26 protein-coding genes and 1 pseudogene are annotated in these 22,519 nt (G+C 72.7%); 14 read left to right on the top strand and 13 right to left on the bottom strand.

Going from position 1 to position 22,519, the window contains the following annotated elements; all coding sequences use genetic code 11:
• Nucleotides 1-84: 84 nt before the first annotated feature.
• Nucleotides 85-543, bottom strand: a complete 459-nt coding sequence (locus tag AB0J86_RS31920) for a rhodanese-like domain-containing protein (protein WP_363861381.1) — start codon at nucleotides 541-543, stop codon at nucleotides 85-87.
• Between the two features lie 71 nt (nucleotides 544-614).
• Here AB0J86_RS31920 and ftrA point away from each other — a divergent pair, with 71 nt between their 5' ends.
• Both ftrA and AB0J86_RS31910 read left to right on the top strand, forming a co-directional pair.
• On the top strand, nucleotides 615-1,601 hold the full coding sequence (ftrA, locus tag AB0J86_RS31915) for a transcriptional regulator FtrA (RefSeq protein ID WP_363861380.1): 987 nt from the start codon (nucleotides 615-617) through the stop codon (nucleotides 1,599-1,601).
• A 333-nt stretch (nucleotides 1,602-1,934) separates the two neighbouring features.
• Nucleotides 1,935-2,822: an oxidoreductase gene (locus tag AB0J86_RS31910; protein WP_363861379.1), complete on the top strand. Its 888-nt coding sequence runs from the start codon at nucleotides 1,935-1,937 to the stop codon at nucleotides 2,820-2,822.
• 153 nt (nucleotides 2,823-2,975) lie between these two features.
• Here the strand turns inward: AB0J86_RS31910 and AB0J86_RS31905 are convergent, their stop codons facing one another.
• The 4 genes from AB0J86_RS31905 to AB0J86_RS31890 form a co-directional block, all read right to left on the bottom strand.
• Nucleotides 2,976-6,329, bottom strand: a complete 3,354-nt coding sequence (locus AB0J86_RS31905; RefSeq protein ID WP_363861378.1) for a S8 family serine peptidase — start codon at nucleotides 6,327-6,329, stop codon at nucleotides 2,976-2,978.
• Nucleotides 6,330-6,466: 137 nt separating this feature from the next.
• Entirely contained in the window at nucleotides 6,467-7,579 is a 1,113-nt protein-coding gene (locus tag AB0J86_RS31900) for a hypothetical protein (protein ID WP_363861377.1), read from the bottom strand.
• Nucleotides 7,576-8,106, bottom strand: coding sequence for a SigE family RNA polymerase sigma factor (locus tag AB0J86_RS31895; protein ID WP_363861376.1), 531 nt, complete (start codon nucleotides 8,104-8,106; stop codon nucleotides 7,576-7,578). The genes AB0J86_RS31900 and AB0J86_RS31895 overlap by 4 nt, the downstream gene beginning before the upstream one ends.
• 117 nt (nucleotides 8,107-8,223) lie before the next feature.
• Nucleotides 8,224-8,526, bottom strand: coding sequence for a helix-turn-helix transcriptional regulator (locus AB0J86_RS31890; RefSeq protein ID WP_363861375.1), 303 nt, complete (start codon nucleotides 8,524-8,526; stop codon nucleotides 8,224-8,226).
• Nucleotides 8,527-8,592: 66 nt separating this feature from the next.
• On the opposite strand from AB0J86_RS31890, the gene map reads away from it, so the two are divergent.
• Entirely contained in the window at nucleotides 8,593-9,363 is a 771-nt protein-coding gene (gene map, locus AB0J86_RS31885; RefSeq protein WP_363861374.1) for a type I methionyl aminopeptidase, read from the top strand.
• 45 nt (nucleotides 9,364-9,408) lie between these two features.
• On the opposite strand, the gene AB0J86_RS31880 is transcribed toward map, so the two are convergent.
• Nucleotides 9,409-10,671 carry a helix-turn-helix transcriptional regulator gene (locus AB0J86_RS31880; protein WP_363861373.1) on the bottom strand — a complete coding sequence of 421 codons (1,263 nt, stop codon included), beginning with the start codon at nucleotides 10,669-10,671 and terminating at the stop codon, nucleotides 9,409-9,411.
• A gap of 281 nt (nucleotides 10,672-10,952) precedes the next feature.
• On the opposite strand from AB0J86_RS31880, the gene AB0J86_RS31875 reads away from it, so the two are divergent.
• Both AB0J86_RS31875 and AB0J86_RS31870 read left to right on the top strand, forming a co-directional pair.
• Nucleotides 10,953-11,741 (top strand): helix-turn-helix transcriptional regulator, encoded by a 789-nt coding sequence (locus AB0J86_RS31875; protein WP_363861394.1) that lies wholly within the window; start codon nucleotides 10,953-10,955, stop codon nucleotides 11,739-11,741.
• Nucleotides 11,732-11,920 (top strand): DUF397 domain-containing protein, encoded by a 189-nt coding sequence (locus tag AB0J86_RS31870; RefSeq protein ID WP_363861372.1) that lies wholly within the window; start codon nucleotides 11,732-11,734, stop codon nucleotides 11,918-11,920. Before AB0J86_RS31875 ends, AB0J86_RS31870 begins: the two co-directional genes overlap by 10 nt.
• Nucleotides 11,921-12,005: 85 nt before the next feature.
• Here the strand turns inward: AB0J86_RS31870 and AB0J86_RS31865 are convergent, their stop codons facing one another.
• Nucleotides 12,006-12,644 carry a transcriptional regulator gene (locus AB0J86_RS31865; protein ID WP_363861371.1) on the bottom strand — a complete coding sequence of 213 codons (639 nt, stop codon included), beginning with the start codon at nucleotides 12,642-12,644 and terminating at the stop codon, nucleotides 12,006-12,008.
• On the opposite strand from AB0J86_RS31865, the gene AB0J86_RS31860 reads away from it, so the two are divergent.
• From AB0J86_RS31860 to AB0J86_RS31845, 4 genes and pseudogenes are all read left to right on the top strand, one after another.
• On the top strand, nucleotides 12,621-12,761 hold the full coding sequence (locus AB0J86_RS31860; RefSeq protein WP_363861370.1) for a hypothetical protein: 141 nt from the start codon (nucleotides 12,621-12,623) through the stop codon (nucleotides 12,759-12,761). The genes AB0J86_RS31865 and AB0J86_RS31860 overlap by 24 nt on opposite strands.
• Before the next feature lie 28 nt (nucleotides 12,762-12,789).
• A pseudogene (locus AB0J86_RS31855) lies at nucleotides 12,790-13,230 on the top strand (aminotransferase class I/II-fold pyridoxal phosphate-dependent enzyme); the annotation flags it as partial.
• 73 nt (nucleotides 13,231-13,303) lie between these two features.
• Nucleotides 13,304-13,765 (top strand): aminotransferase class I/II-fold pyridoxal phosphate-dependent enzyme, encoded by a 462-nt coding sequence (locus tag AB0J86_RS31850; protein WP_363861393.1) that lies wholly within the window; start codon nucleotides 13,304-13,306, stop codon nucleotides 13,763-13,765.
• Nucleotides 13,766-14,019: 254 nt separating this feature from the next.
• Nucleotides 14,020-14,649 carry a hypothetical protein gene (locus tag AB0J86_RS31845; protein WP_363861369.1) on the top strand — a complete coding sequence of 210 codons (630 nt, stop codon included), beginning with the start codon at nucleotides 14,020-14,022 and terminating at the stop codon, nucleotides 14,647-14,649.
• A gap of 241 nt (nucleotides 14,650-14,890) precedes the next feature.
• Here AB0J86_RS31845 and AB0J86_RS31840 read toward each other — a convergent pair whose 3' ends face one another.
• Complete coding sequence (locus tag AB0J86_RS31840) at nucleotides 14,891-15,760, bottom strand: LysR substrate-binding domain-containing protein (protein ID WP_363861368.1); 870 nt, start codon at nucleotides 15,758-15,760, stop codon at nucleotides 14,891-14,893.
• Nucleotides 15,761-15,877: 117 nt separating this feature from the next.
• On the opposite strand from AB0J86_RS31840, the gene AB0J86_RS31835 reads away from it, so the two are divergent.
• Nucleotides 15,878-16,603 (top strand): SDR family oxidoreductase, encoded by a 726-nt coding sequence (locus AB0J86_RS31835; protein ID WP_363861367.1) that lies wholly within the window; start codon nucleotides 15,878-15,880, stop codon nucleotides 16,601-16,603.
• A 25-nt stretch (nucleotides 16,604-16,628) separates the two neighbouring features.
• Here AB0J86_RS31835 and AB0J86_RS31830 read toward each other — a convergent pair whose 3' ends face one another.
• The 3 genes from AB0J86_RS31830 to AB0J86_RS31820 all read right to left on the bottom strand — a co-directional run bounded on the left by AB0J86_RS31830 (nucleotide 16,629) and on the right by AB0J86_RS31820 (nucleotide 17,833).
• Nucleotides 16,629-16,859 carry a hypothetical protein gene (locus tag AB0J86_RS31830; protein ID WP_363861366.1) on the bottom strand — a complete coding sequence of 77 codons (231 nt, stop codon included), beginning with the start codon at nucleotides 16,857-16,859 and terminating at the stop codon, nucleotides 16,629-16,631.
• A gap of 3 nt (nucleotides 16,860-16,862) precedes the next feature.
• Nucleotides 16,863-17,420 (bottom strand): hypothetical protein, encoded by a 558-nt coding sequence (locus tag AB0J86_RS31825; RefSeq protein ID WP_363861365.1) that lies wholly within the window; start codon nucleotides 17,418-17,420, stop codon nucleotides 16,863-16,865.
• 80 nt (nucleotides 17,421-17,500) lie between these two features.
• Nucleotides 17,501-17,833 carry a helix-turn-helix transcriptional regulator gene (locus AB0J86_RS31820; protein ID WP_363861364.1) on the bottom strand — a complete coding sequence of 111 codons (333 nt, stop codon included), beginning with the start codon at nucleotides 17,831-17,833 and terminating at the stop codon, nucleotides 17,501-17,503.
• 147 nt (nucleotides 17,834-17,980) lie between these two features.
• Here AB0J86_RS31820 and AB0J86_RS31815 point away from each other — a divergent pair, with 147 nt between their 5' ends.
• From AB0J86_RS31815 to AB0J86_RS31805, 3 genes are all read left to right on the top strand, one after another.
• The gene (locus AB0J86_RS31815) at nucleotides 17,981-18,499 is read left to right on the top strand and encodes a sigma-70 family RNA polymerase sigma factor (RefSeq protein ID WP_363861363.1); all 519 of its coding nucleotides are present in this window, start codon (nucleotides 17,981-17,983) and stop codon (nucleotides 18,497-18,499) included.
• Entirely contained in the window at nucleotides 18,496-18,951 is a 456-nt protein-coding gene (locus tag AB0J86_RS31810) for a hypothetical protein (RefSeq protein ID WP_363861362.1), read from the top strand. The genes AB0J86_RS31815 and AB0J86_RS31810 overlap by 4 nt, the downstream gene beginning before the upstream one ends.
• Nucleotides 18,952-19,121: 170 nt before the next feature.
• Nucleotides 19,122-19,697, top strand: a complete 576-nt coding sequence (locus tag AB0J86_RS31805; protein ID WP_363861361.1) for a helix-turn-helix domain-containing protein — start codon at nucleotides 19,122-19,124, stop codon at nucleotides 19,695-19,697.
• Between the two features lie 260 nt (nucleotides 19,698-19,957).
• On the opposite strand, the gene AB0J86_RS31800 is transcribed toward AB0J86_RS31805, so the two are convergent.
• Nucleotides 19,958-20,455 (bottom strand): DUF488 domain-containing protein, encoded by a 498-nt coding sequence (locus tag AB0J86_RS31800; RefSeq protein ID WP_363861360.1) that lies wholly within the window; start codon nucleotides 20,453-20,455, stop codon nucleotides 19,958-19,960.
• Nucleotides 20,456-20,767: 312 nt separating this feature from the next.
• Here AB0J86_RS31800 and AB0J86_RS31795 point away from each other — a divergent pair, with 312 nt between their 5' ends.
• Nucleotides 20,768-21,757, top strand: a complete 990-nt coding sequence (locus AB0J86_RS31795) for a DUF4331 family protein (protein WP_363861359.1) — start codon at nucleotides 20,768-20,770, stop codon at nucleotides 21,755-21,757.
• 6 nt (nucleotides 21,758-21,763) lie between these two features.
• Here AB0J86_RS31795 and AB0J86_RS31790 read toward each other — a convergent pair whose 3' ends face one another.
• A complete protein-coding gene (locus AB0J86_RS31790; protein WP_363861358.1) occupies nucleotides 21,764-22,492 on the bottom strand; it encodes an MBL fold metallo-hydrolase in 729 nt (242 codons plus the stop codon).
• Nucleotides 22,493-22,519 lie beyond the last annotated feature (27 nt).

The raw sequence follows: 22,519 nt of genomic DNA, 5'->3' as shown, positions 1-22,519 counted from the left end.
CCGGCCGAGGCGTCCCTCGCGACCCGGCAGGCGTCCCTTGCGACCGGCCGAGGCGTCCCGGCGGTGGTCGGCGGCCGGCACCCGTCAGCAGGCGCAGGCGGCCCCGGTACGCGGGGCGGTCAGCTCGTCGGCCGGACGCCGGACGAGCCCGGTCACCGTACGCACCGCGAAGCCCTCGCGGACCCAGTACTCGTAGCCGCCGATCATCTCCTTGACCGGGTAGCCGAGCCGGGCGAACTCGTACGCCGCCCGGGTGGAGCCGTTGCAGCCCGGGCCCCAGCAGTAGGTCACCACCGCGCTGCCGGCCGGGATCTCCCGCTCGGCCCGCTCGGCGATCTCCCGCCGGGGCAGGTGGACGGCGCCGGGCAGGTGCCCCTGCCGCCACGCCGTGAGGTCGCGGACGTCGACGACGACCAGGCCCGGGACGGCCGCCTCCAGGTCGGCGTGCACGTCGCTGACGTCGGTCTCGAAGGCCATCCGCGCGGCGAAGTGGTCGGCGGCCCGCGCCGGCCCGGCCGGCGGTACGGAAAGCACGTTTGACATGCGGAAATCGTCGCCGGGACCGGCCCGGTCGAGCCAGCGGCGCGAACGACACCGTTCGCTAAGATCCCGCCATGCCGCTGCTCCCCGCCCGTCGCGGCGCGACCGTCTCGGTGCTCGCCTACGACGGCATGTCGGCCTTCGAGACCGGGATCGTGACCGAGGTCTTCGGGCTCCCCCGGCCCGAGTTCGACCGCCCCTGGTACGAGCTGACCATCTGCGCCGAGGCCCCCGGCCCGGTACGCCTCGTCGGCGGCGCGACCCTGCACACCCCGTACGGGCTGGCGGAGTTGGCGGCGGCCGAGACGGTGATCGTGCCCGGGGTGCCGGACGTCACCGCCGACCCGTCGCCGGCGCTGGTGACGGCGCTGCGCCATGCCCACCAGCGGGGCGCCCGGATCATGTCGATCTGCTCGGGCGCCTTCGCGCTGGCCGGCGCGGGGCTGCTCGACGGGCGCCGGGCGACCACCCACTGGCGCTACGCCGACCTGCTGCGCCGCCGCTATCCGCGGGTCGACGTCGACCCGGAGGTGCTCTACGTCGACGACGGGACGGTGCTGACCAGCGCGGGCAGCGCCGCCGGCCTGGACCTCTGCGTCCACCTCGTACGCCGGGACCACGGCGCCGCGATCGCCAACGCGGTCGCCCGCCGGCTCGTGATCCAGCCGCACCGGGACGGGGGCCAGGCGCAGTTCATCGAGGCGCCGGTGCCGGCCGACCCGGAGGACGACCGGCTGGCCGGGAGCATGACCTGGGCGCTGGCGCACCTCGCCGAGGCGATCACGGTCGAGACGCTGGCGCGCCGGGCGCACATGTCCCCGCGCACGTACCTGCGACACTTCGGCCGCGCGACCGGTACCAGCCCGATCCGGTGGCTGGTCCAGCAGCGGATCCAGGCGAGCCTCGAACTGCTGGAGACGACCGGTACGCCGGTCGAGCGGGTGGCGCGGGCTGTCGGCTTCGACACCGCGGTGACCTACCGCCACCACTTCGCCCAGCTCATGCACACCTCGCCGTCGGCGTACCGCCGCGCCTTCCACACCGGCGCCCGGCGCCCCTGACCACGCCCACTCCCCCGTCGATCATGGACTTGTGGTCGGAACAAAACGGGATGAAACCCGCCAAAACTTCCGCCACAACTCCATGATCGACGCGGCGGGGCGGGGCGGGCCTGGCGGGGGCGGGGTGGGCGCGGTTGAAGTGGAGGCAATCCTCCGATAAAGTGGAGGCGCGCCTCGACTTTAGCGCGGGCCCCGTGGCGTACCCGTCCCCGGGACCCGCCGCCGTCCGGTCTCAACCGGCACCGACCGGGTAACCCTCCCCGTCCGGCCCCGGCGATCTCGGCCACCCGTCGAGGCGCGCACCACCCCGGAACAGTGGAAGGAAGACCCGTCATGGCCAAGACCTGGCTGATCACCGGCAGCTCGCGGGGGCTCGGCCTCGCGCTGAGCCGCGCCGTACTCGACCACGGCGACCTGCTCGTCGCCACCGCCCGCCAACCCGAGCAGCTGAGCGAGCTGGTCGACCGGTACGGCGACCAGGTACGCGCCGTCGCGCTCGACGTCACCGACCCCGCCGCCGCCCGGGCGGCCGTACAGACCGCGCTCGACGCCTTCGGCTCGCTCGACGTGGTCGCCAACAACGCCGGGTACGCCAACAGCGCGCCGATCGAGGAGACCTCCGACGAGGACTTCCGCGCCCAGATCGAGACGAACCTCTTCGGCGTCGTCAACGTCACCAAGGCCGCCCTGCCGGTCCTGCACCGGCAGCGCTCGGGCCACTTCCTCCAGTTCTCCTCGATCGGGGGCCGGGTCGGGGGCACCCCCGGGCTGGCCGCGTACCAGACCGCGAAGTTCGGGGTCGAGGGCTTCTCCGAGGTGCTGGCCAACGAGGTACGCCCGCTGGGCATCGCGGTCACCATCGTCGAGCCGGGCGCCTTCCGTACCGACTGGGGCGGCTCGTCGATGCGGATCGCCGAGGTGGGACCCGACTACGAGGAGACCGTCGGCCGGGTGCACGAGCTGCGCCGCGCGATGGACGGCAAGCAGGCCGGCGACCCCGCCCGCGCCGCCAAGATCCTCCTTGACGTGGTCGCCATGCCCGACCCGCCGCTGCGCCTGCTGCTCGGCTCCGACGCGGTGCACCTCGCGGAGCAGGCCGCCCAGGCGCGCGCGCAGGAGGCCGCGACGTGGGCCCCGGTGAGCCGTTCCACCGACTACGACGGCAGCGCCGATTTCGCCGACACGCCCGTGGCCGACCTGCTAAGCCCGAAGTCCCGATAACCGGCCCCGACGGCCCGAGAGCGGGTCGGCCGTCGGCCCGAACTCGGCCGGGCCGCGCCCCGGCACCGCTCGGGACCGGTCGGCGCACGGCCCCGGCACGAGGGTGCCGAGGCCGTGCGCCGGTTGACGCGCCGGGGATGGTCGCGCCGCCGACTACCGCACCTCGTACGCCCGGATGATCGTCTGCTCCAGCGCGTTACCGGCGGTGTCGGACCAGCGGGCGCGCAGCGAGACGAAGCCCGGACCCGGCGGCGTCACCACCGTCTCCGTCCCCGCCGCCGTGCTGCGCAGGGGCGACGCCCGCCAGTTCACACCGTCGTCGAAGGAGACCTCGACGGCCAGCTGCCGGGTCGGGCTCGCGACCGAGCCGGCCTGCCGCTGCACGGTGACCGGTACGACCGTGGGCCGGCCGGCGGGGGCGGCACTGGACGCGTCCAGCGCCGGGGTGAACCGGACCGCCGCCACGGCCATCGGTACCGGCCTGTCGCCGGACGGGCGGGCGGAACGGAAGGTCCAGGCGACCCGGGTGCGGGTGGAGAGCCGGGCCGCCGCCGGCCGGTCGGCGGTCACCTCCAGCCGGTAGGTCGCCGGCTCGGGCGGGAGGGTGAAGCTGGGGAACGGCGGCTCGGACGTGGCGAACTTCACCCCGTCGCGGTACAGCGTGTACGTCTGGGTGCTCGTCGCGCCGCCCTCGCGCCCGCCGACGTCGCCGTAGAGCGGCGGTTCGACCTCAAGCGTGTCCCCGCTCCGGGTGATCCAGAGCCGGGGGTCGCGCGGCGGGGTCGGGAAGGCCGGGCCGAAGACCCCGCGGTTCCACCGCTCGGAGTAGGTCCGGCCGGCCACGTACCGGGTGAGCGGCGAGGTGAGAGCGGCGACGAACTCGGGCCACCCGCCGTCGGGCGGGACGACGACCTCCTCCAGGTCCTTCACCCACCGCACCCCGCCGTCGGCGTTGTGGTAGTCGACCCGGGTGCCGGGCAGCGTGACCGGCACGACCCGGGAGAGGCTCTGCTCGTACTCGCCCGGGATCTCGGACCGGGCTCCCACCACGCCCGTGGTGCCGGGCTGCTGCTGGCCCTGGTCCATCCGCACCTCGGCCAGCTCGGCGCGGGCGACGGTACGCCGGAACCCGGTCGGCACCCGGCCGTCCACCAGCCACCGCAGGTTGTACGTGTCGTGGGCGAACCCCTCGGCGTCGAGCTGGGCGTAGGTGGCGCCGACCGTGGTGACGAAGCCGTCGGCCGTGGTGTCGGGGCCGACCCGTCCGGTGAGGACGTGGCCGTACCCGTCGAACGTCGTGGCGCCGAAGATCAGGTAGCCGTACGCCAGCTCGGCGGCGCCGTCGACCTGGAGGAACAGTTCCCTGGCCGTCGGGTCGGGCACCGTCACCACGACCGGCTGCGCGCTCCGGGCGTCCAGGGTGACGGTCTGGTCGTGGTCGAGCACCAGCCGGGGCTGGGCCAGCACCGCGATCTGCGCGTCGGCCCCCTCCCCGCTCACGATCCACGAGGTCAGCACGTAGGCGGCCTTCGGGAGCCGTACCACCGGATTCTTGCCGTCCGCTCCGGACGGCTGGACGTAGTCGGGCGCGTCCCAGCGGAAGACCGAGGTGCCGTAGTCGGCGGCCGAGGCTCCGGTGCGGTCCAGGTGCACCAGGGTGAGGTCGTAGCTCTCGACCTCCCGCTCGACGACGACCGGGGTGTTGACGAGGACACCGTCGGCGGTGGCCCGCAGGTAACCGGCGTACTGACCGTCGGCGCCGGTGATCCGGGTGTCGACCGTCACCGGCACCTCGACCTGACCGCCCGCCGGGACGGTGACCGAGGGGGCGGCCAGGGTGAACATGCCGGCCGGCGCGGGCTTGCCGTCCGGGCCGGTGATCGCCAGTTCGAGGTTCAGGCTGACCGCCACGGACCCGCTGTTGCGGTACGTGACGACCTGGGTAGTCGGCTTGTCGTCGGTGTGCGGCCAGAGCATCCGGCCGAAGTTGACCGCGCCCGAGTCGGAGCGGACCGGCTGGCGGACCGCCCGCGCCACGTCGAGCCGACCCGTGCCCTGCGCGAACGGGTCGAGGTCGGCGCGCGGCGCGGTCGAGCTGGTCAGCGCCGCCTTGAGCTGCGCACCGGACCAGTCCGGGTGCTGCTGGGCCAGGATGGCGGCGGCGCCGGCCACGTGCGGGGTCGCCATCGAGGTACCCGACATGCTGACGTGGCTGTCGCCGGGCGTGCCGATGGGCGCGTCCGCGCTGCGGGCCGCGGTGATGCCGACCCCCGGGGCGGTCAGGTCGGGCTTGACCGCCCCGTCGCCGACGCGGGGTCCTCGGCTGGAGAAGGGGGCCAGCGCGTCCTGGTCGTCGACCGCGCCGACGGCGAGCGCCGCGTCGGCGCTGGCCGGCGAGTTGACGGTGGACTTCTCGCCGTCGTTGCCGGCGGCGACCACGAACAGCGTCCCGTGCTGCGCCGACAGGTCGTCGATGGCCTGCTCCACCGGGTCGGTGTCGGGTGCGTCGGGCCCGCCGATGCTGAGGTTCACCACGCGGGCGCCGTTCTCCACCGCCCACTGCATGCCGGCGAGAATCCACGAGTCCGCGCAGCCGTCGACGACGCACACCTTGCCGTCGAGGAGCTTCGCGCCGGGCGCCACGCCCGGGTACCCGCCGCCGATCGTGCCGCCCGCGATGGTCGCGGCGACGTGCGTGCCGTGGCCGACCAGGTCGCGGTCGTCCTCCATACCCTCGGTGAAGTTCGCGACGGCGGCGATCTTGCCGGTCAGGTCGGGGTGGTTCACGTCGATGCCGCTGTCCAGCACCGCCACCTTGACCCCGGAGCCGTCGTAGCCGGCCTGCCACGCGGCGGGCGCGCCGACCTGCGGCACGCTGTGGTCGAGCGCCGGCCGCCGGATCCCGTCGAGCCACACCCGGCCGACGCCGTCGCGTAGCCGGCGCTGCCCGCCGCCGGTGGTCAGCCCGGTCCAGGTGGTCGCGGCGCGGGCGCGGGGGACCGCCAGCGCCATTCCGCGTACGGCCGGGAGTTGCCGGGTCACCCGCGCGCCGGCCGCCGTGGCGGTGCCGGTGGCCGCCGCCCGCGCCTGCTGTCCGTCGTACGTCATCAGCAGCGGCAGTTCGGGCCGCCGGTCGTCGTAGCCGAACCTGAGCAGGGTGGTGACGTTGAAGAGCCGGGGGTCGAGCCGGCCCTCGCGGACCAGGCGTACCGCGTCGGCCGGGATGAGGCTGAGCCCGTCCGGCGTCCGGCTGGTCAGGTACGTCATCCCCCGCCGGTCCGGGCCGGGCAGGAACTCCACCCGGTCGGGGCCGTCGCCGAAGGCGCGGATCCGGTCGCCGGTGATCAGGGTGACGGTCCGTACGGCCTGCTGTTCCGACCGGGCCGGCGGGGCGGCGGTCGCCGGCACCGGGCCGGCGGTCGCGGGCGTCGACCCGGCCGCGCCGGCCGCGACGGCGACGAGCCCCGCCAGGGCGGCCCGGCCGAGCCGGCTGCGTGTGGATACCACTGGTTGTCGTTCTCCTTCTCGCGGATGGCACGTGGTGGGGCGGCCCGGCGGTATTCGGCGCCGGGCCGGATGAGCGGGATTCGCGCGGCCCGGCGGGGTTCGGCGCCGGGCCGCGCCGGATGAAACGGATTCGCGCGTCAGGGGCGCGCGAAGGCGAGTTGGAGCTGGTCGCCGCGCAGCGCGGACGGCAGCGGGATGCGGTCCAGTTCCTTGCCCTCGGCCGAGTAGACGACGAGTTCCCGGGCCGTCGCGCCGACGATCCGGTCCGCGGTGGCCCAGACGACATCCCGGGCCTGGACCTGTTCGCCCTGCCCGAGGTCGAGCCTCGCGGTCACGGTGCCGGTGGCCCGCTCGACGATCCCGATCCCGAAGTCGCCGTCGTCCGAGATCTCGGCGACGACGTACCGCCCGTCGGGTGACCAGGCGTCGCCGGTCTGTACCGCCCCCGGTAGCGGCACGGCGCGGGCGCGACCGTCGGCGACCGCGTACGCCTGTAGCACGGCGCGTGGCTGGCTCACCTGCGGCAGCCCGACCTCGGTGTCGCCGGGCAGCCAGCTCGGCTGGCAGAGTTCGACGCAGGGCACCGCCGGCTGGATCGTGCGGGCCTTGGCGGTCGCCACGTCGACCACGACGATGCCGAGCGTCCCCTGGTCGCGGCCCGGTCCGGCGAAGACCACCTGCCGGCCGTCGCCCGACCACTGTGGACGGCCGATGTCGAGCTTCGAGCCGGCGATCCAGCGTACGGCGTTGGTGGCCGGGTCGAGGATGCCGAGCCGGTGGTTCCGGTCGGCGACGACGGCGAGCTTCCCGTCCGGCGACGCCCACGCCTGCGGGTGGCCGGACGAGCGGTACCCGTGCTGCCTCGGGTCGTAGATCTTGCTCCCCGATTCGTTGCTGGCGCTGGCGACGTAAACGCCGCCGGGCAGCGCCACCGAGCCGGGGGGCGCCGGCTTGGGCGCGAACGGGGTGGCGGCCAGCGACGGGCCGACGGAGGCGCCGGTCGAGGGCGTGGCGCTCGACGGCGTACCGGCCGAGGCGCCCGGTCCGGCCGCGGGCGCGGGCGCCGAGCGGTCGACGAAGCCGAACGGTACGGCGATCGCCGCGAGCGCCACGACCGCGCCGACTCCGCCGAGGACGTTTCGGCGCAGGCGCATCCGCCGGCTCTGCCGCAGCGCCCCCTGCGCCAGGTTGGTGTACGGCAGGTCCTCGCCGAGGTGGCGCAGGGCCTGTTCGAGTCTCTCCGCACTCATCTGATGACCTCCAGGTCGGCGTCGTCGGGTGCCAGCAGGCCCTGGCCGGCGATCAGCTCGCGAAGTCGGGCGAGCGCCCGGGATGCCTGGCTCGCCACCGTTCCCGGTGAGCAGCCGAGCACCTGGGCGACCTGCTTCTCGCTGAGGTCTTCGAGGTACCGCAGCACCAGCACGGCCCGTTGCCGGGGCGGCAGCCGCAGCAGCGCCCCGTGTACGGCGATCCGGTCCGCCACCTCGCGGGACAGGTCGCCACGCGCGCCCTGCTCCGGCGGTGTCTCGACCGGGACCTCACGCAGGCGCCGCAGCCGCTGCCAGCGCGAGACGTGGTCGTGGTAGAGAACCTTGCGCACGTACATCTCGGCGCCGTGCTCGATCCTGGTCCACCGGAGCGCCGTCTTCGCCAGGGCCGTCTGCAGCAGGTCCTCCGCTGCCTGCCGGTTCCCGGTCAGCGCGTACGCGACCCGGAGCAGGACGTGACCGCGTTCGGTGACGAACGCGGTGAACTCCCGCTCGGCGGATTCGTCCATCGATCCTCCCTCCGCTGACATAGACCTCAGCGGCGCGGAGAACCTTGCATGCCGACCCGGGGAATTTCCTCCGATGTCGGAGGGCGGAAACAGCTGGCCCCGGTGGCGGGTGGAGACCTACGAGGCCAGCCGCTCGCCCGCGGCGGGGCCTGATCGTGCGAGTTCGACCCCGGGGGCCGACTGGTTGATCTCCGACCAGACCGCGTCGAGGGAGAGGCCGAGGACGTCGGCGATGGCGGCGATGGTCGAGAAGGCGGGGGTGGCCACGCGGCCGGACTCGATCTTCCGAAGGGTCTCCGGCGAGACACCCGCGGCCAGCGCGGTACCGAGCATCGAGCGCTCTCCCCGGGCGCGACGCAGGAGCGCGCCGAGGCGCTGTCCGCGCTCGACCTCCGCGGGCGTAAGCGGCAACCTGACCATGGCACCGATTCTAGTACCGGGATAATATGGCCGGGATACTTATTGGCGTACGAGTAAGGCACCCCGATGATCGAGATCCTGGACCCCACCGACCTGCCCCGAGCCCGGGAGGCAGGCGCCCTGGTCGCCGGCATCCTGCAGACCCTGAAGAGCCGCAGCACGGTCGGTACGAACCTGCTGGATATCGACCGGTGGGCCCAGGCCATGATCATCGAGGCCGGGGCGCAGTCCTGCTACGTCGACTACGAGCCGTCCTTCGGGCGCGGACCGTTCGGCCACTACATCTGCACGTCGGTCAACGACGCGGTACTGCACGGACTCCCGCACGACTACCCGCTCGCCGACGGCGACCTGCTGACGCTCGACCTCGCCGTCGCCAAGGGCGGCGTGGTCGCCGACTCGGCCGTCAGCTTCATCGTGGGCGACTCGAAGCCGCCGGAGAGCGTCGCGTTGATCAGCGCGACGGAGCGCGCACTGCGGGCGGGGATAGCCGCGGCCGGACCGGGGGCCCGGATCGGCGACATCTCACACGCCATCGGCACGGTCCTCAACGAGGCGGGATATTCGGTCAACACCGAGTTCGGCGGTCACGGCGTCGGGTCGACGATGCACCAGGACCCGCACGTGCCGAACACGGGGCGGCCGGGTCGCGGCTACCGGCTGCGCCCCGGGCTGCTGCTGGCGCTGGAGCCGTGGATCATGGCGGACACCGACAAGCTGGTCACCGATGCCGACGGCTGGACGCTCCGGAGCGCGACGGGCTGCCGGACGGCGCACAGCGAGCACACGATCGCCATCACCGACGACGGGGCCGAAATCCTCACCCTGCCGCGTTAGGCCGCGTTTCGTACGGGCGGCCGGCCGGTCCTTGTGAAACGCGGCCTACAGCGGGTCGATGCGGGCGCGTCGGGCCAGGTCCGCGAGAGGGCCGGGAAGCTTCCCGCGTACCCGCCGAGCGGCGTCGCGCAGCGCCGCGTGCGCGACCGGTCGGTGCCGGACCTCGGCCGGGGCGAGCCGTTCGGCCGCCAGCAGCAGCGCAACCGCCCGGTCGGGCCGGTTGGCCAGATTGTGGGCGCGGGCCAGGTCCAGCAGATGCTGCGCCCGCCGCTCCGGCACCAACGCCCCGAACCCAGCCGGGTCCAACCCCTCGGCCGCCTCGATCGCGTCCCCCGCCTCCCCCAACTCCACGCTCGCCGCCACCACGTGCAACCGCAGGTTCGTCGGCCCGAAACTCGTCCAGTAGTCGTTGCGATCCCCGCCGAGCGCGGCGGCGACGTGCCCCGCCTCGCGAACCAGATCGGCCACGCCACTGTGGTCACCCAGGTGCGCGGCGGCCATCGCCCCCTGCAGCAGCAGCGACCCGTACACCGACAACCGCTGCGGAGTCGCCTCCCCCGCGTCGGCCGGCGCCAGCCGGTTCGCCGCCGTCACCTGCGCTTCGAGGGCCGCGCGGGGGCGGTCGAGCGCCAGCAGGGCGTTGCCCGCCCGACTCGCCGCCAACCCCACCAGCAGCGGGTCGTCCGCCCGGATCGACACCGCCGCCGCCCGATCCGCCGCGAACCACGCCAACTCACCCTCCCCCAACTTCCGCAACACCGACGACGCCACCTGATACACCTGCCCCAACAGGTGCGCCGCCCGCCCCGCCCCCTCACCACCCCGGTGATGGCCGTCGGCGGCCTGCGCGTCCGCCAACAGCGCCGGCAGCATCCGCACCAACCGGTCGTGCCCACCATGCTGAAAACTCAGCCACGCGTGGTTCACCGCCTTACCCAACTCGGCCAGATCCGGCGGTGTCACCTCCGCACCCAGATACGCCGCGATCGAGGTGTACCGGGCCAACGCCGCCCGCACCCCCTCCACCCCACCCACCCCGGCCCCGCGACCGGCCCGCTCGGCGTCGCCGGCACCGCGTAGCAGCTGGTCGACGGGGATCTCCAACACCCGGGCGATCTCGTGCAACACCGACACCCGATCCAACCGCCGCACCCCCCGCTCCACCTTGTCCAACCAACTCTTCGACCGGTCCAACCGATCCGCCAACATCTGCTGCGTCATCCCCCGCCGCACCCGCCAGTACGCCACCCGCCGCCCCACCGGCAACTCCGACGGATCCTGCGAACCCACCCCGGCGGCATCCGACATCGACACACCCCTCCCACAGTCGACCCGTCCTGGAAGGGGCGCCGCCCCGGACCCCTTCAACCGGAGCGACGCCCACGGCGGTCCCGCCCGTCTTTGCGGTGCGACAGATCCGAACGGTTCCGCTGCTGACACAGTGCAGCCAACCGACTACGTTCGGAACCGAAAACCCCTGGTCAGCGAGCGTTCGCCGCCGTGCGGGCGATTTCGGAGAGCCGGGGGGAACGCGCAGCCCTCGCAAAGAGACGATCGCCCAACCCGGAGAAAGGGTGAGACCCGTGTCCATGACCCCCTACGAGTTCTTCCTGCGCGAGCTGCGACGGCGGCGGGAGGGCGCCCGGCTCACCCAGGAGGAGCTGGGCAAGCGCATCAACTTCTCCGGCTCGCACGTCAGCGCCGTGGAGCTGGGCAACCGCCCGCCGAAGGACGACTTCCTGGAGGCCGTCGACCTGGCCTTCGATACCGGCGAGCTGTTCCGGCGCATGTGGAAAGACCTGATCGAGGACGCCGCGCCCGCCTGGCTGCGCGAGTGGATCGAGATCGAGCGGCGGGCGACGCTGCTCCGCTGGTTCGAGCCGACGTTTCTCCCCGGCCTGTTGCAGACCGAGGCGTACGCCCGCGCGGTGCTCAGCGGCGGCGTCCTCGCCGACCCCGACGTGATCAACCAGCGGCTGGCGTCCCGGATGGAGCGGCAGTCGATCCTGACCCGGGAGCAGCCGCCGACCTTCGTGGCGGTGATCGACGAGGGCGTGCTGCGCCGGCCGCTCGCCCCGCCCGCGGTGATGGTCGAGCAGTTCGAGCATCTGGGCAAAATTGGGCAGCTCCCGCACGTCCGCCTGCACGTGGTTCCCGCCGAGGTCGGCATGCACGCCGGGCTGGCCGGCGGGTTCATCCTCGCCAAGGGCCCGGAGGGCCAGGCGGCCCACCTGGACAGCGCACTGCGCGCTTACATCACCGTCCGCGCCGACGACATTGACAGCCTCCAGACCCGCTGGGAGAAACTTCGTAGCGACGCGTTGCCCCGCCGGGCGACGCTCGACCTCATCCGGGAAGTGGCGAAAACATGGACCTGACCGGCGCCGTCTGGCGCAAGTCGAGCCGCAGCGACAACGGCGGCTCGGCCTGCGTCGAGGTGGCGAAGAACCTTCCCGGCGTCGTCGCCGTACGCGACAGCAAGGACCGCGACGGCGGCACGCTGGCCTTCTCCCCCGGCGCGTGGCGGGCCTTCCTCGGCCTGGTCAAGCGGGACTGACGCGCCAACCGGGACCACCCGATCGGCGGGCCGGCGAGTACGCCGGCCCGCTGGTCGGCTGACCGTACCGAGCAGACGCAGCCGGTCAGCCGACCGTGCCGAGCAGACGCAGCCGGTCCGCCGACCGCGTGCCGTCCTCCGCGCCGCTGAAGATGATCCGCGCCCCCGGTTCGTCGGTCAGCCGGACCACCTCCTCGTTCAGCACCGTGCTGCCGACCTGCGGATGGCGGTATTCGCGCACCGAGTGCGGGCAGTCGCTGACCGGGTGCTCGGACCAGATCCGGACGAAGTCCGGGCTGCGTACGCTCAACTCCCCGACGAGTTCGTGCAGCTCCCGGTCGTCCGGGTACTGGGCTGCGGCGTGGCGTAGGTACGCGGCGATCTCCCTCGCCTGCGCTTCCCAGTCCGGGAAGAGGTCCCGGGCCGCCGGGTCGAGAAAGGTGATCCGCGCGAGGTTCGGCCGGGGTTGGCCGGCCGTGCCGTCCGGCGCGGGCAGCCCCCACAGGGCGTAGCCGAGCCGGTTGCCGGCCAGCACATCGGTTCGCCGTCCCACGATGATCGCCGCCTGGTTCGCCACCCCGTCGACGAGGGCCTGGACGGCGGGGCGTACCCGTTCCGGCGCGGCGGGACGGGGACTGGTCCGACCTGGCCGGGCCAGCCGGGCCGACCACCGGACCTCGCCGTACGCGCCCGGAGCGAGGTGTTCGACCTGGTCACCGCGCACCGCTGGTGGGTGGCGGCGGCCCATCTGCCCTTTCCCGGTATCGGCCACCTGCGACGCGCCAGCGGCGGGTACGCCTGGGTTCCCGCCCGCTTCCGCCCCCTGGCCGCGACCGCCTGACCGCGGCATCTACTCGGCCCGGGTCGCGGTGGCGCAGTACTACCAGAACCAGGGCGTCACCAGCGTGCAGCCGGACGACGTGATGCTCGGCAACGGCGTCTCCGAACTCATCGTGCTGGCCGTACAGGCACTGCTCGACAACGGTGACGAGGTGCTGGTACCGAGCCCGGACTACCCGCTCTGGACCGGTGCGGTGACGCTCTGCGGCGGCCGGGCCGTGCACTACCGCTGTGACGAGAGCGCCGGGTGGATGCCCGATCTGTAACACGTGGCGGCGCAGATCACCGAGCACACCCGGGCCAGGGTGATCATCAACCCGAACAACCCGACCGGCGCGGTGTACAGCCGCGAGACGCTGCTCGGCATGCTGGAGCTGGCCCGCCGCTACGACCTGCTGGTCTTCGCGGACGAGATCTACGACAAGATCTTGTACGACGGGGCGGAGCACCACACCCTGGCCGCGCTCGCCCCGGACGTGCCGATCGTGAGCATGGGCGGGCTCTCGAAGACGTACCGGGCGGCCGGGCTTCCGCTCCGGCTGGCTGGCGGTCAGCGGCTTCGCCGGCCGGAGCACCGACTACCTGGACGGCCTGCAGCTGCTGGCGAACATGCGGCTGTGCCCGAACGTGCCGGCCCAGCACGCGGTGCAGACCGCGCTCGGCGGCTATCAGAGCATCGAGGCGCTGATCCGGCCCGGCGGCCGGCTGTACGAGCAGCGCGAGCTGGCCTGGCGCGAGCTGACCGCGATCCCCGGCATCGACTGCGTCAAGCCGCCCGGTGCGCTCTACCTGTTCGCCCGCCTGGACCCGGCCTTCTACAAGATCCACGATGACGAGCGACTCGTGGTCGATCTGCTGGAGCAGCAGCACCTCCTGTTTTCGCACGGCACCGGTTTCAACATCGACGAGCCGAACTACCTGCGCCTGGTCTTTCTCGCCCCCACCGACGTGCTGCGCGACGCTGTTGGCCGCCTCGGCGCGTTCCTCAGCACCTACCAACAGTAGGAGGCATAGCCCACGGCTCAGCTCCCCGACGGGTACGTGCAGCTCCCGATCGTCCGGGTACCGGGCGGCGCGCGAGTCGGAAGCTCTTTTTCTCCACATCGTCAAAGGTGTTGGCACATCGAATTCGGTGTGGAGCGGAACGAGCGAATTGGAACTTCCACGAGGGCCCGGTGTTGGGCCACCGGCCGAAGCCGAGATGGGCAGTGGCCCGACGTGACCGAGTATGAGTTGCGCGGCACCCACACAATTTCCTCATGCTCTCGTCAGAGGTGATAGCGGGGCTGACCGGTGCCGCCCTGGGCAGCTTCGCGACCTTGGTGACGCCGTGGGTTACCGAACGAATCCGACGCAAGGTAGACCGCCAGCACCGCGAAGAGTTCTTCTCGGCACGCTTCATCCGGCGGATGGAGGAGGCGGCGTCCGGGCTGATCCTCGTCAGCCGGGACGCGCTGAGGTCGGCCGAGACGGCGGGCACGGCCGTCGTCGCCGGCGAACAGGTCACCTTCGACATCCTTCAAGTCGACAACTCGGATCGGCACTGGGAGGCCAGCCTCCTCAGCGGCTACCTGCACGACGAGCGGCCCGAGTACGCCGAATGGCAACTCTTCGAGGCATGGAAGCGGTTCAGAACCGATCTGTACGAGTTCAAAGGCTGGTTGCAGCACGCGCACACCCAACTCGCCATCGCCGTCGACCGGGCCGCCACCAGGAACACCCTCCGGGACGAACTCAGCGAGCGGCTGGCCCGGCTCCGCCACTCGCGCGACGACATGAAGCGACTCGTCCACGACGCGGTACTTGCCATCGGCGGAGAGCCCTTCGGGGCTCCGTACCACCCGTCGAACGGCGAGTCGTCGGCCGGCCAGACGTCCCCCGCCAGTTGAAGCGCTCTGATCGGGCGCCGCCCGACGAGGACTCACCAGGCCGACCCGGACCGAACACCGCGTGACTCCGCGCCCATATACACGCGGTGTGCGTAGTCTAAGCGGTTTGGTGGCATTTACCCCCTGGCGGGGGCCACCATGGCAGTCACGCCGCCCAGGTCGTCGCCACCGACTTCCGGACCGGCGACGAACTGTCCAGCTGGGTACGCGTGGACCGCGACCACCCGCGGCCCAGGGCGGGCTATCCGGCGCGGACGATCTCCGCCATCGCGCGCAGCTCCACGGTCTGCCGATTCGCCTCGTAGACCAGGGCGACCTGGTTCGGCTCCAGCCCCTCCACCGGGCGGCAGACCACGTCCGGGCGGTGGTAGAAGTGCGCCGTGGACTCGGGCAGGACCACCACCCCGCGCTCGCCCGCGACCAGTTCCAGCTTCTCCTCGACGGTACGGGCGCGGGGCGGTGGCGGTGCGCCGGGACGGACCGCCGAGCCGGACACCACCCTGCCCCGCCACTCGGGCACCGCCTGCGGGTCCTGGAGCAGCTCCAGCGCGGCCAGCTCGGCCAGGGTCACGGTCGGGCGGGCGGCGAGCGGGTGCCCGGCCGGCAGGACGACCACCCGGGGCTCGGTGTAGAGCGGGATCACGGTGAGCCCGCGCGGATCGATCGGGAAGCGTACGAAGCTCGCGTCGATCCGACCGTCGAGCACCATCTCGACCTGGTCGTCCCAGGAGGTCCGGACCACCTCGACCGTCAGCTGCGGGAACCGTTCCCGCAGTGCCCGTACCGTGGCGGTGGGCAGGATGCCGGGCATGAAACCGATCGTCAGCCTCGCGTCGCCGCGGGCGGCCTGGCGTACCCGGCGCTGGGCGGCGGTGGCCGAGCGGAGGACGGTCCGGGCCTCGTCGACGAACCGCGCCCCGGCGGGCGTCAGCGCGGTGCCCCGGGTCGAGCGGGCGAAGAGCGCGGCGCCGAGTTCGCGCTCCAGCGCCTTGATCTGCCGGGTCAGCACCGGCTGGGCGATGTGCAGCCGCTCGGCCGCCCGGACGAAGCTCAACTCCTCGGCCACGGCCAGGAAGTAGCGCACCTTGCGCAGATCGAGATCGTCCGGCATCCGCTCCCGACCTTCCCTCATACCCGACGGGTATCAACTGTGCCACAAAGAGGTCTTGGCCAGCGCGTACGCCCCGGAGCAAAGGTTGAACCGCAACCGAAAGGGAAAGGTCAACTGATGACACTCCAGGACGCCCGTGTCCTCATCGTCGGCGGTACCTCCGGACTCGGCCTCGCGGTCGCCCAGGCCGTCGCCGCGCGCGGAGCCACCCCGATCGTCGCCTCCCGCAGCAACACCAGCGTCGACCGGGCGCTGGACAGCCTGCCCAACGTCGCGGAGGGCACCACCGTCGACCTCGGCAACCCCGAGTCGGTCGAGCGGCTGGTCGCGCAGGCGGGCCCGATCGACCACCTGGTCTACACCGCCGGGGAACCGCTGCAGCTCACCATGCTCCCGGACCTCACCACCGAGGTCGCGAAGAGCTTCTGGGAGACCCGGTACTTCGGCGCGCTCGCCGTGATCCGGGCGGTGACCATCGCCAACGCCCTGCGCGAGACCGGGTCGATCGTCCTGACCGGCGGCAACGCGGGCCGGCGCCCGGGGCCCGGCTGGGCGGCACCGGCCAGCCTCTGCGGGGCGATGGAGGCGCTGGCCCGGGAGCTGGCGCTCGAACTCGCGCCGATCCGGGTCAACGTGGTGGTCCCCGGGGTCACCCGCAGCCCGCTCTGGGCGGGCATGCCGGCCGACCAGGCCGAGGCGATGTACGAGGGCATCGCCGCCGGGCTGCCGGTACGCCGGGTGGGCGAGCCGGCGGACGTCGCGCTCTCGTACGTCTACGCGATGGAGCAGCCGATGGCGACCGGTACCGCGATCCTCGTGGACGGCGGCGCGGTCCTCGTCTGAGCCGGGACGGCCGGCGGGCACCGGTCTACCGCGCGCGCCGCCCGCCGGTCGACCCGGGGCGCTGGCCCCGCCACGCGGCGATGAGCAGAGCCAGCCGCCTGGGCCGGTCGCGGTCGTTGAGCACCCAGCACATCGCGACGACGGCCGTCACGGTCATCGCCGCCATCAGCACCAGCGCGGGCCAGCCGACCGTGGCGAGGGCCGAGACCACGCCGCCACCGCCGACGAGGGCCGCCCCGACCCTGCTCGCCGACACGGCTCACCTCGTCCTCGTCGCGTCGCCGCGCAGTTCCTCGCGGAGGCTCCGGCGCAGCGCCGGGGCCGAGAGCAGCAGCCGGGCGGCGTAGGCCAACTGGTGCCGCCCGGTCAGGCCGCTCAGCTCGGCCCGGAACTCCTCGCTGTACCGTGGCTGCTCCGCCTCGGGCAGGATCCGTACCACCAGGCCGACCAGGCGCGTCGCCGCCGACCGGATGCGTACGGCGCTCCGACGCCGCCAGATCTCGCGGGGCGGCGCCGCCGGCGGGGCGGTGCCCACCACGCCCTCGGCCGCCAGCCGACCGGGTCCGTGGACCCGCAGGGCGGCCCGCCCGAGCCGCCAGCCCCGCAGGTAGCCGGCGGCGTTCTCGCCGATGGCGACGGGGTTGCGGACGGGCGTCAGCGGCGGTCCCTCGAACCCGGACCGTCGCGGCAGCGAGTAGCCCCCGGGAACGCGGCGCGGCAGGGGGCCGGACGGCACCCGGCGGGGCAGCGGGACGCCACGGGCGCTCGCCGTCTCCAGGGCGGTCAGGACCCGGACCAGCACCTGCTCGCTGTTCACGGCGTCGTTCCGCAACGGGTCGGCAGCCGCGTCGCCACGCGGCGGGCGCGGGGCGGACGAGGGCTCGCGGCCCGGGGCGGTCACGCGTTCCCCCCGGCGAGATCGGGTCGCAGTGCGCCGAGCGTACGGGCCGTGGTGTGCGCCCGCGCCAGCGCGACGCGGGCCTGCTCGGCCCCGTCGGCCGTGAGGCTGTAGTAGCGACGGCGGGGACGCCCCGCCTCGTGCGGGTCCAGCTCCTCCCACCGGGACCGCAGCCAGCCGAGCCGTTCCAGCCTCGCCAGGATCGGGTGGATCGTGCCGCTGGCCAGCCCGGCGGCCGAGCAGATCTCCAGGCCGTAGAACTCGTGGGTCGGGCGCTCCAGCAGCGTACGCAGGACCAACTGCGTGGGTAGGGTCATCCGTGGTGCGGACATGGTCGTACTCTACCAAGCCCTAGCTAGAGAACGAGTTACCCCACCCTCCCCGCCCGGACGGGTCCGCGCACCCGTCCGGCGCCCCGGCCCGGCGCGCGGATGAACCTCCAGGGCATGCGCGGCGACTGAACATGCGAAGGAGGGCAGATGAGCGATGAGTTGCTGGTGGTTCGCTGCCAGTTGGGCGAGCGGGAGGCGTTCGCCGAGCTGGTCCGGACCTGGCACGGGGCGGTCGAGCGATACGTCGGGCGAATGCTCGCCGGCCCCGACGACGACGTGGTGCAGGAGGTCTGGCTGGCCGTCTTCAAGGGGCTGCCCGGACTCCGGCAGCCGGACCGGTTCGCCCCGTGGCTGTTCACCGTCGCCCGCCGGGCCGTGATGAACCGACTTCGGGACGCGTACGCGCGTCCGGAACCGGAGCTGGTCGACGACGTACCCGGCGGGGACGAGGCGGAGGCGGTCGTCGACCGGGAGACGCTGGGGGTCGCGCTGGCGGCGCTCCCGGCACGGGAACGGGAAGTGCTGATGCTCTTCTATCTCGAAGACCTGCCGCTGGACGCGTGCGCACAGATCTGCGCCGTTCCGGTCGGCACCGTGAAGTCGCGGCTCAACCGGGCGCGCGGATTGTTGCGCGACGAACTGGTGCGAAAGGGGTACGAAGGATGACGCCGGAAGACGTACTCGAGCGGCTCGACGCGCCGTTGTCGCTGCGGCGACGGGTCGGCTACGTGACGCTGACCCTCACCGGACTGGCCGGGAGCGGCCTGGTCGGACTGCTCTGGCTGACCGAGCCGGGATTGCCGCCGCGCACGGAGGTGGCGTTCGCGGTGCTGGTGGCGATCGGGCTGTGCTGGGCCGTGTTCGGCGGCTGGGCGCTGACCCGCCGGGCGCCGCTGTACGCCCAGGATCGCGTGGTCGCCGGCTGGCTCGGGCTGGGCGCGTGGCTGCTCTTCACCGCCGGGGCACTGGTCATCACCACCCTGCGGCACAGGCTTGAGCCGGCACTGGTCGTCGTCGTGCTCACCCTGGGCGTACTGGCCGTCGTCAACCTGCGCCACGCCCGGCGCGCGAGGTCGGCCCTCCTGCGTCGCAAGGCGCGGTTGAGCCGGCTCTCCTGACCCGGCTCCGCCACGTTGCCACCGGCGCCGGAGCAGCGAGGTAAGCTGGAGGATACCCTCCGGAAAGAGGGCGGATACAGTCATTAGCGACCAGTGGTCACGCCGGGAGCCTCGCGGTCACGCCGGGAGCCTCCCGGTGACGCCGGAAGCGGAGTGAGGGGAGACGCGCCATGACGACGAGCGCGGACCAGGCGCCGGAGGTCTTTTCGCGGCGGCCCAAGCGCGTCGACGCCCGGCGCAACTACGAGAAGCTGATCGCGGCGGCCCGCGACGCCTTCGCCGAGAACGGCACGGACGCGTCGCTGGAGGACATCGCCCGCCGGGCTGGCGTCGGCATCGGTACGCTCTACCGCCACTTCCCCACCCGCCAGGACCTCTTCGAGAGCGTCTACGTCGACGAGGTGGAGGCGCTCTGCCGCTCCGCCGAGGACCTGGCCGAACTTCCCCCGTGGGAGGCGCTCGCCGGCTGGCTGCACCGCTTCGTCGGCTACAGCGCCACCAAGCGCGCCATCTACGAGGCGCTCAACCGCGACTCGGAGATGTTCCGCAGCTGCCGCACCGCCATGTACGCCGCCGGCGAGCCGCTGCTGAGCCGCGCGCAGGAGGCCGGCGCGGTACGCACCGACGTCACCTTCGACGACGTGCTGCGACTGGTCAGCGGCGTCACCGGTACCCAGTTCGTCGAGCCCAGCCAGCGCGAACGCGTCCTCGGCGTGGCCCTGGACGGCCTGCGCCGCCACGCCTGACCCGGAACCGAGCCAGCCCCCGGACAAAGTTCGAGCGATTCCTGCCCGCCAACACGGGAACTTCGTCCAAGACGCACAGCGCTTCAGGGAATGAAACATTCGCCCCTAAAAATGCCAGATTCGTGTCCTTTCGCACATCCGACCACTCAGATCGGTCGGCCAACCGACAGTCATCACGCCCAAACGGACAGTGTTCAGATGTCGAGCTGATCGCGAGACTTGCCCAGCAACCACCCGTAACCACTTCGGCCCGAATCGCGTTACCGCCAAGGCCGGCAGGAGTGGCAGCAGCGGAAGGGCTGGAAAGTGCGCGCGACACAGCCAAGCTTTTTCGGTCCCAGCGAGGAAGGGCCCGCCCCGAAGCGCTCCTGCGCCGCCTGCAAGACGACCTCTCGGTGACAACTCCGCTGATCTGCCTCGAAGCACAACAGGGCGACAAGTTCTCGTCGGCCGGCATCGACCACGGCGTCGAGTGCCTCCGCCGCCTCTACGCGCGCGAGCAGCGTGGCGTATGCCGCGCGAGCCTCCGCCAGCTTCTCCGGTGGCCCCGTGAACCCGGGCCGGTTCGCCTTGGGATTCCCCAATTCGCGGCGGTGCTCGTAGACGATGCCGGCGTCTGCGAGCGCCTGGGCGAGGGCCGTCTTGCTGAACCCGCGCTTCCGCGATATGGGCGTGAGCCGGACGTCGACTAGCCGCGAGACGCCCATCGCGCACAGTTGGGCGACGAAGCGGCCGATCTCCTGGCCCTCGTAGCCCACACCGATGAGGCCAGCCCGCGTAGCTGCGTGAGTCGACACACGCACAGCTTTGCACACGGTACGTGTGTAAGCGGCAACGACATGAACCGAGTGCCCAGGCATCGCCGCGGCCAGAACCCGGATGGAGGCCCTACCGGAGCCACCTCCGTCACCCGCTCGGGCGCGAGTCCGTGAATCGTCCCGCGGGCCGCCCGAAATCTCGCTAGCGTGCCGTCGTGACCAGGCCGAACAGCCGCGCCCAGCGGCGACACGGCGCTGCCGGACGCCCTCCGCGCGACCGACATTCCGCCCCTTGACCGTCAAGGAGCCACCATGTCCAACCACTTCAGCGCTGACAACCTGGGATTTCCCGGCGACGACCGCCGCCTCGAACTCACCGACCTGTACGCCTTCACCTCGACCGAGGACCCCGGCAGGACCGTACTGATCATCGATGCCAACCCGACCGTCGCCCCGCCGCCGGTACCGCCGGCCACCACCGGCCCGGAATTCTGTCCCGGCGCGGTCTTCCGGATCAACATCGACACCGACGGCGACGCGCTCGCCGACATCGCGTTCACGTTCACGTTCTCCGAGTACGCCAACGGCCGCCAGACGGGTACCGCCTGGTACGCCACCGGGGCCGACGCCCGCCAGCCCGAGCCCGCCGGCCAGGTGATCGCCGACTCCTTCCCGGTCAGCTTCGACGGCACGGTCGACCCCGTCCTCATCGACGACCCCGGGCCGATCCGGCTCTTCGCCGGGCTGCGCAGCGACCCGTTCTTCGCCGACGTCGAGGGCGCCCTGCACGGGATGAAATGGACCGGGAACGACGACTTCGCCGGCAACGACGTCGACTCCATCGCGCTGGAGGTCCCCGCCGACCTGCTCGGCGGCCCGACCATCGGGGTGTGGGCCTCGATCAGCCGGCGCCGCGACGGCGTACTGGAGCAGATGGACCGGGGCGGGAACCCGACCATCAACCCGTTCATCAACCCGGACGGCGAGAAGAACCGGTACAACTCCCGGCAGCCCGTCGACGACGTGGCCAACTACCTCGGCCCGTGGTCCCAACTGCTGGAGCAGGGCGGCTACTCGCCGGAGGAGGCGAAGAAGACCGCCATGCAGTGCCTGCCCGACCTCCTCCGCTACGACCGGAGCAAGCCCGCCGCCTATCCGAACGGCCGGGCGCTCGTCGACGACGTCTTCAGCTACCGCTTCGCGTGGCTCAGCAACGGCAAGATCCCGCCGACCGGGCTCCAGCCGCACGGCGACATGCTGCCGAACTTCCCCTACCTCGGCCCGCCCAACCGCAGGTCGTGACCCTGATCAGGCGCTCGGACGCGCCAGGAGTTCCCGGAGCGTGTCGGCCCGCTGCGGCTCGCCGTGGCTGTCCACGTACCAGTCGTACGGACCGGACGGCATCTCGTCCAGCAGCCGGCGCAGCAGCGGTAGGTCGTAGCCGTCGTCGGGTTCACGCAGGTGCAGCGGCGGCGGGTAGAAGCTGTCCCCGACCAGGAGCACCCCCTCGTCCGGTACGGCCACGACCGCCGAATCCTCGGCGTGCCCGCCGCCGACGTGGCGTACCTCGATCCCGCCCGGCAGGGTCAGCACGTCGGCGAACTCGGTGTGCGGCGGCAGCACCCGGAAGCCCTCCCAGGAGGGCATCGCCCAGGCCCGGGCCCGGAAGCTCGGCCCGAGTCGCGGTTCGGCCTCGACCTGTTCCCGCAGGTACCGATGACTCCACGGCCGGCGGGCCTCCGCCGCCAGGATCCGGGCGCCCGCCCGATGTCCGATGATCTCCACATCCGGCCAGGCGCAGGCGCCCCAGACATGGTCCCAGTGGTGGTGGGTGTAGACCAGTTGCCGGGGCGCCGGCAGTCCCGCCATCTCGATCGCCGCCGCCACCCGACGGGCGGCGTCCGGACTGTTGCCGGCGTCGACCAGCACGCTGCCCCCGTCCCGGGCGATGACGGCCACACCGCCCTGGACGTTGCCGGGGTCCGGGTCGTACGGATAGAGCCAGACCCGACCGGCGAGGTGTCGCAATTCCGGCATCGGCAACCCCCTGGATTCGGCTGGGAC

The organism is Micromonospora sp. NPDC049559, from assembly GCF_040676675.1.
Classification (GTDB): domain Bacteria; phylum Actinomycetota; class Actinomycetes; order Mycobacteriales; family Micromonosporaceae; genus JBFAPK01.
The sequence above is the reverse complement of the archived record's forward strand: the minus strand, read 5'-3'. Positions and strand labels throughout refer to the sequence as shown.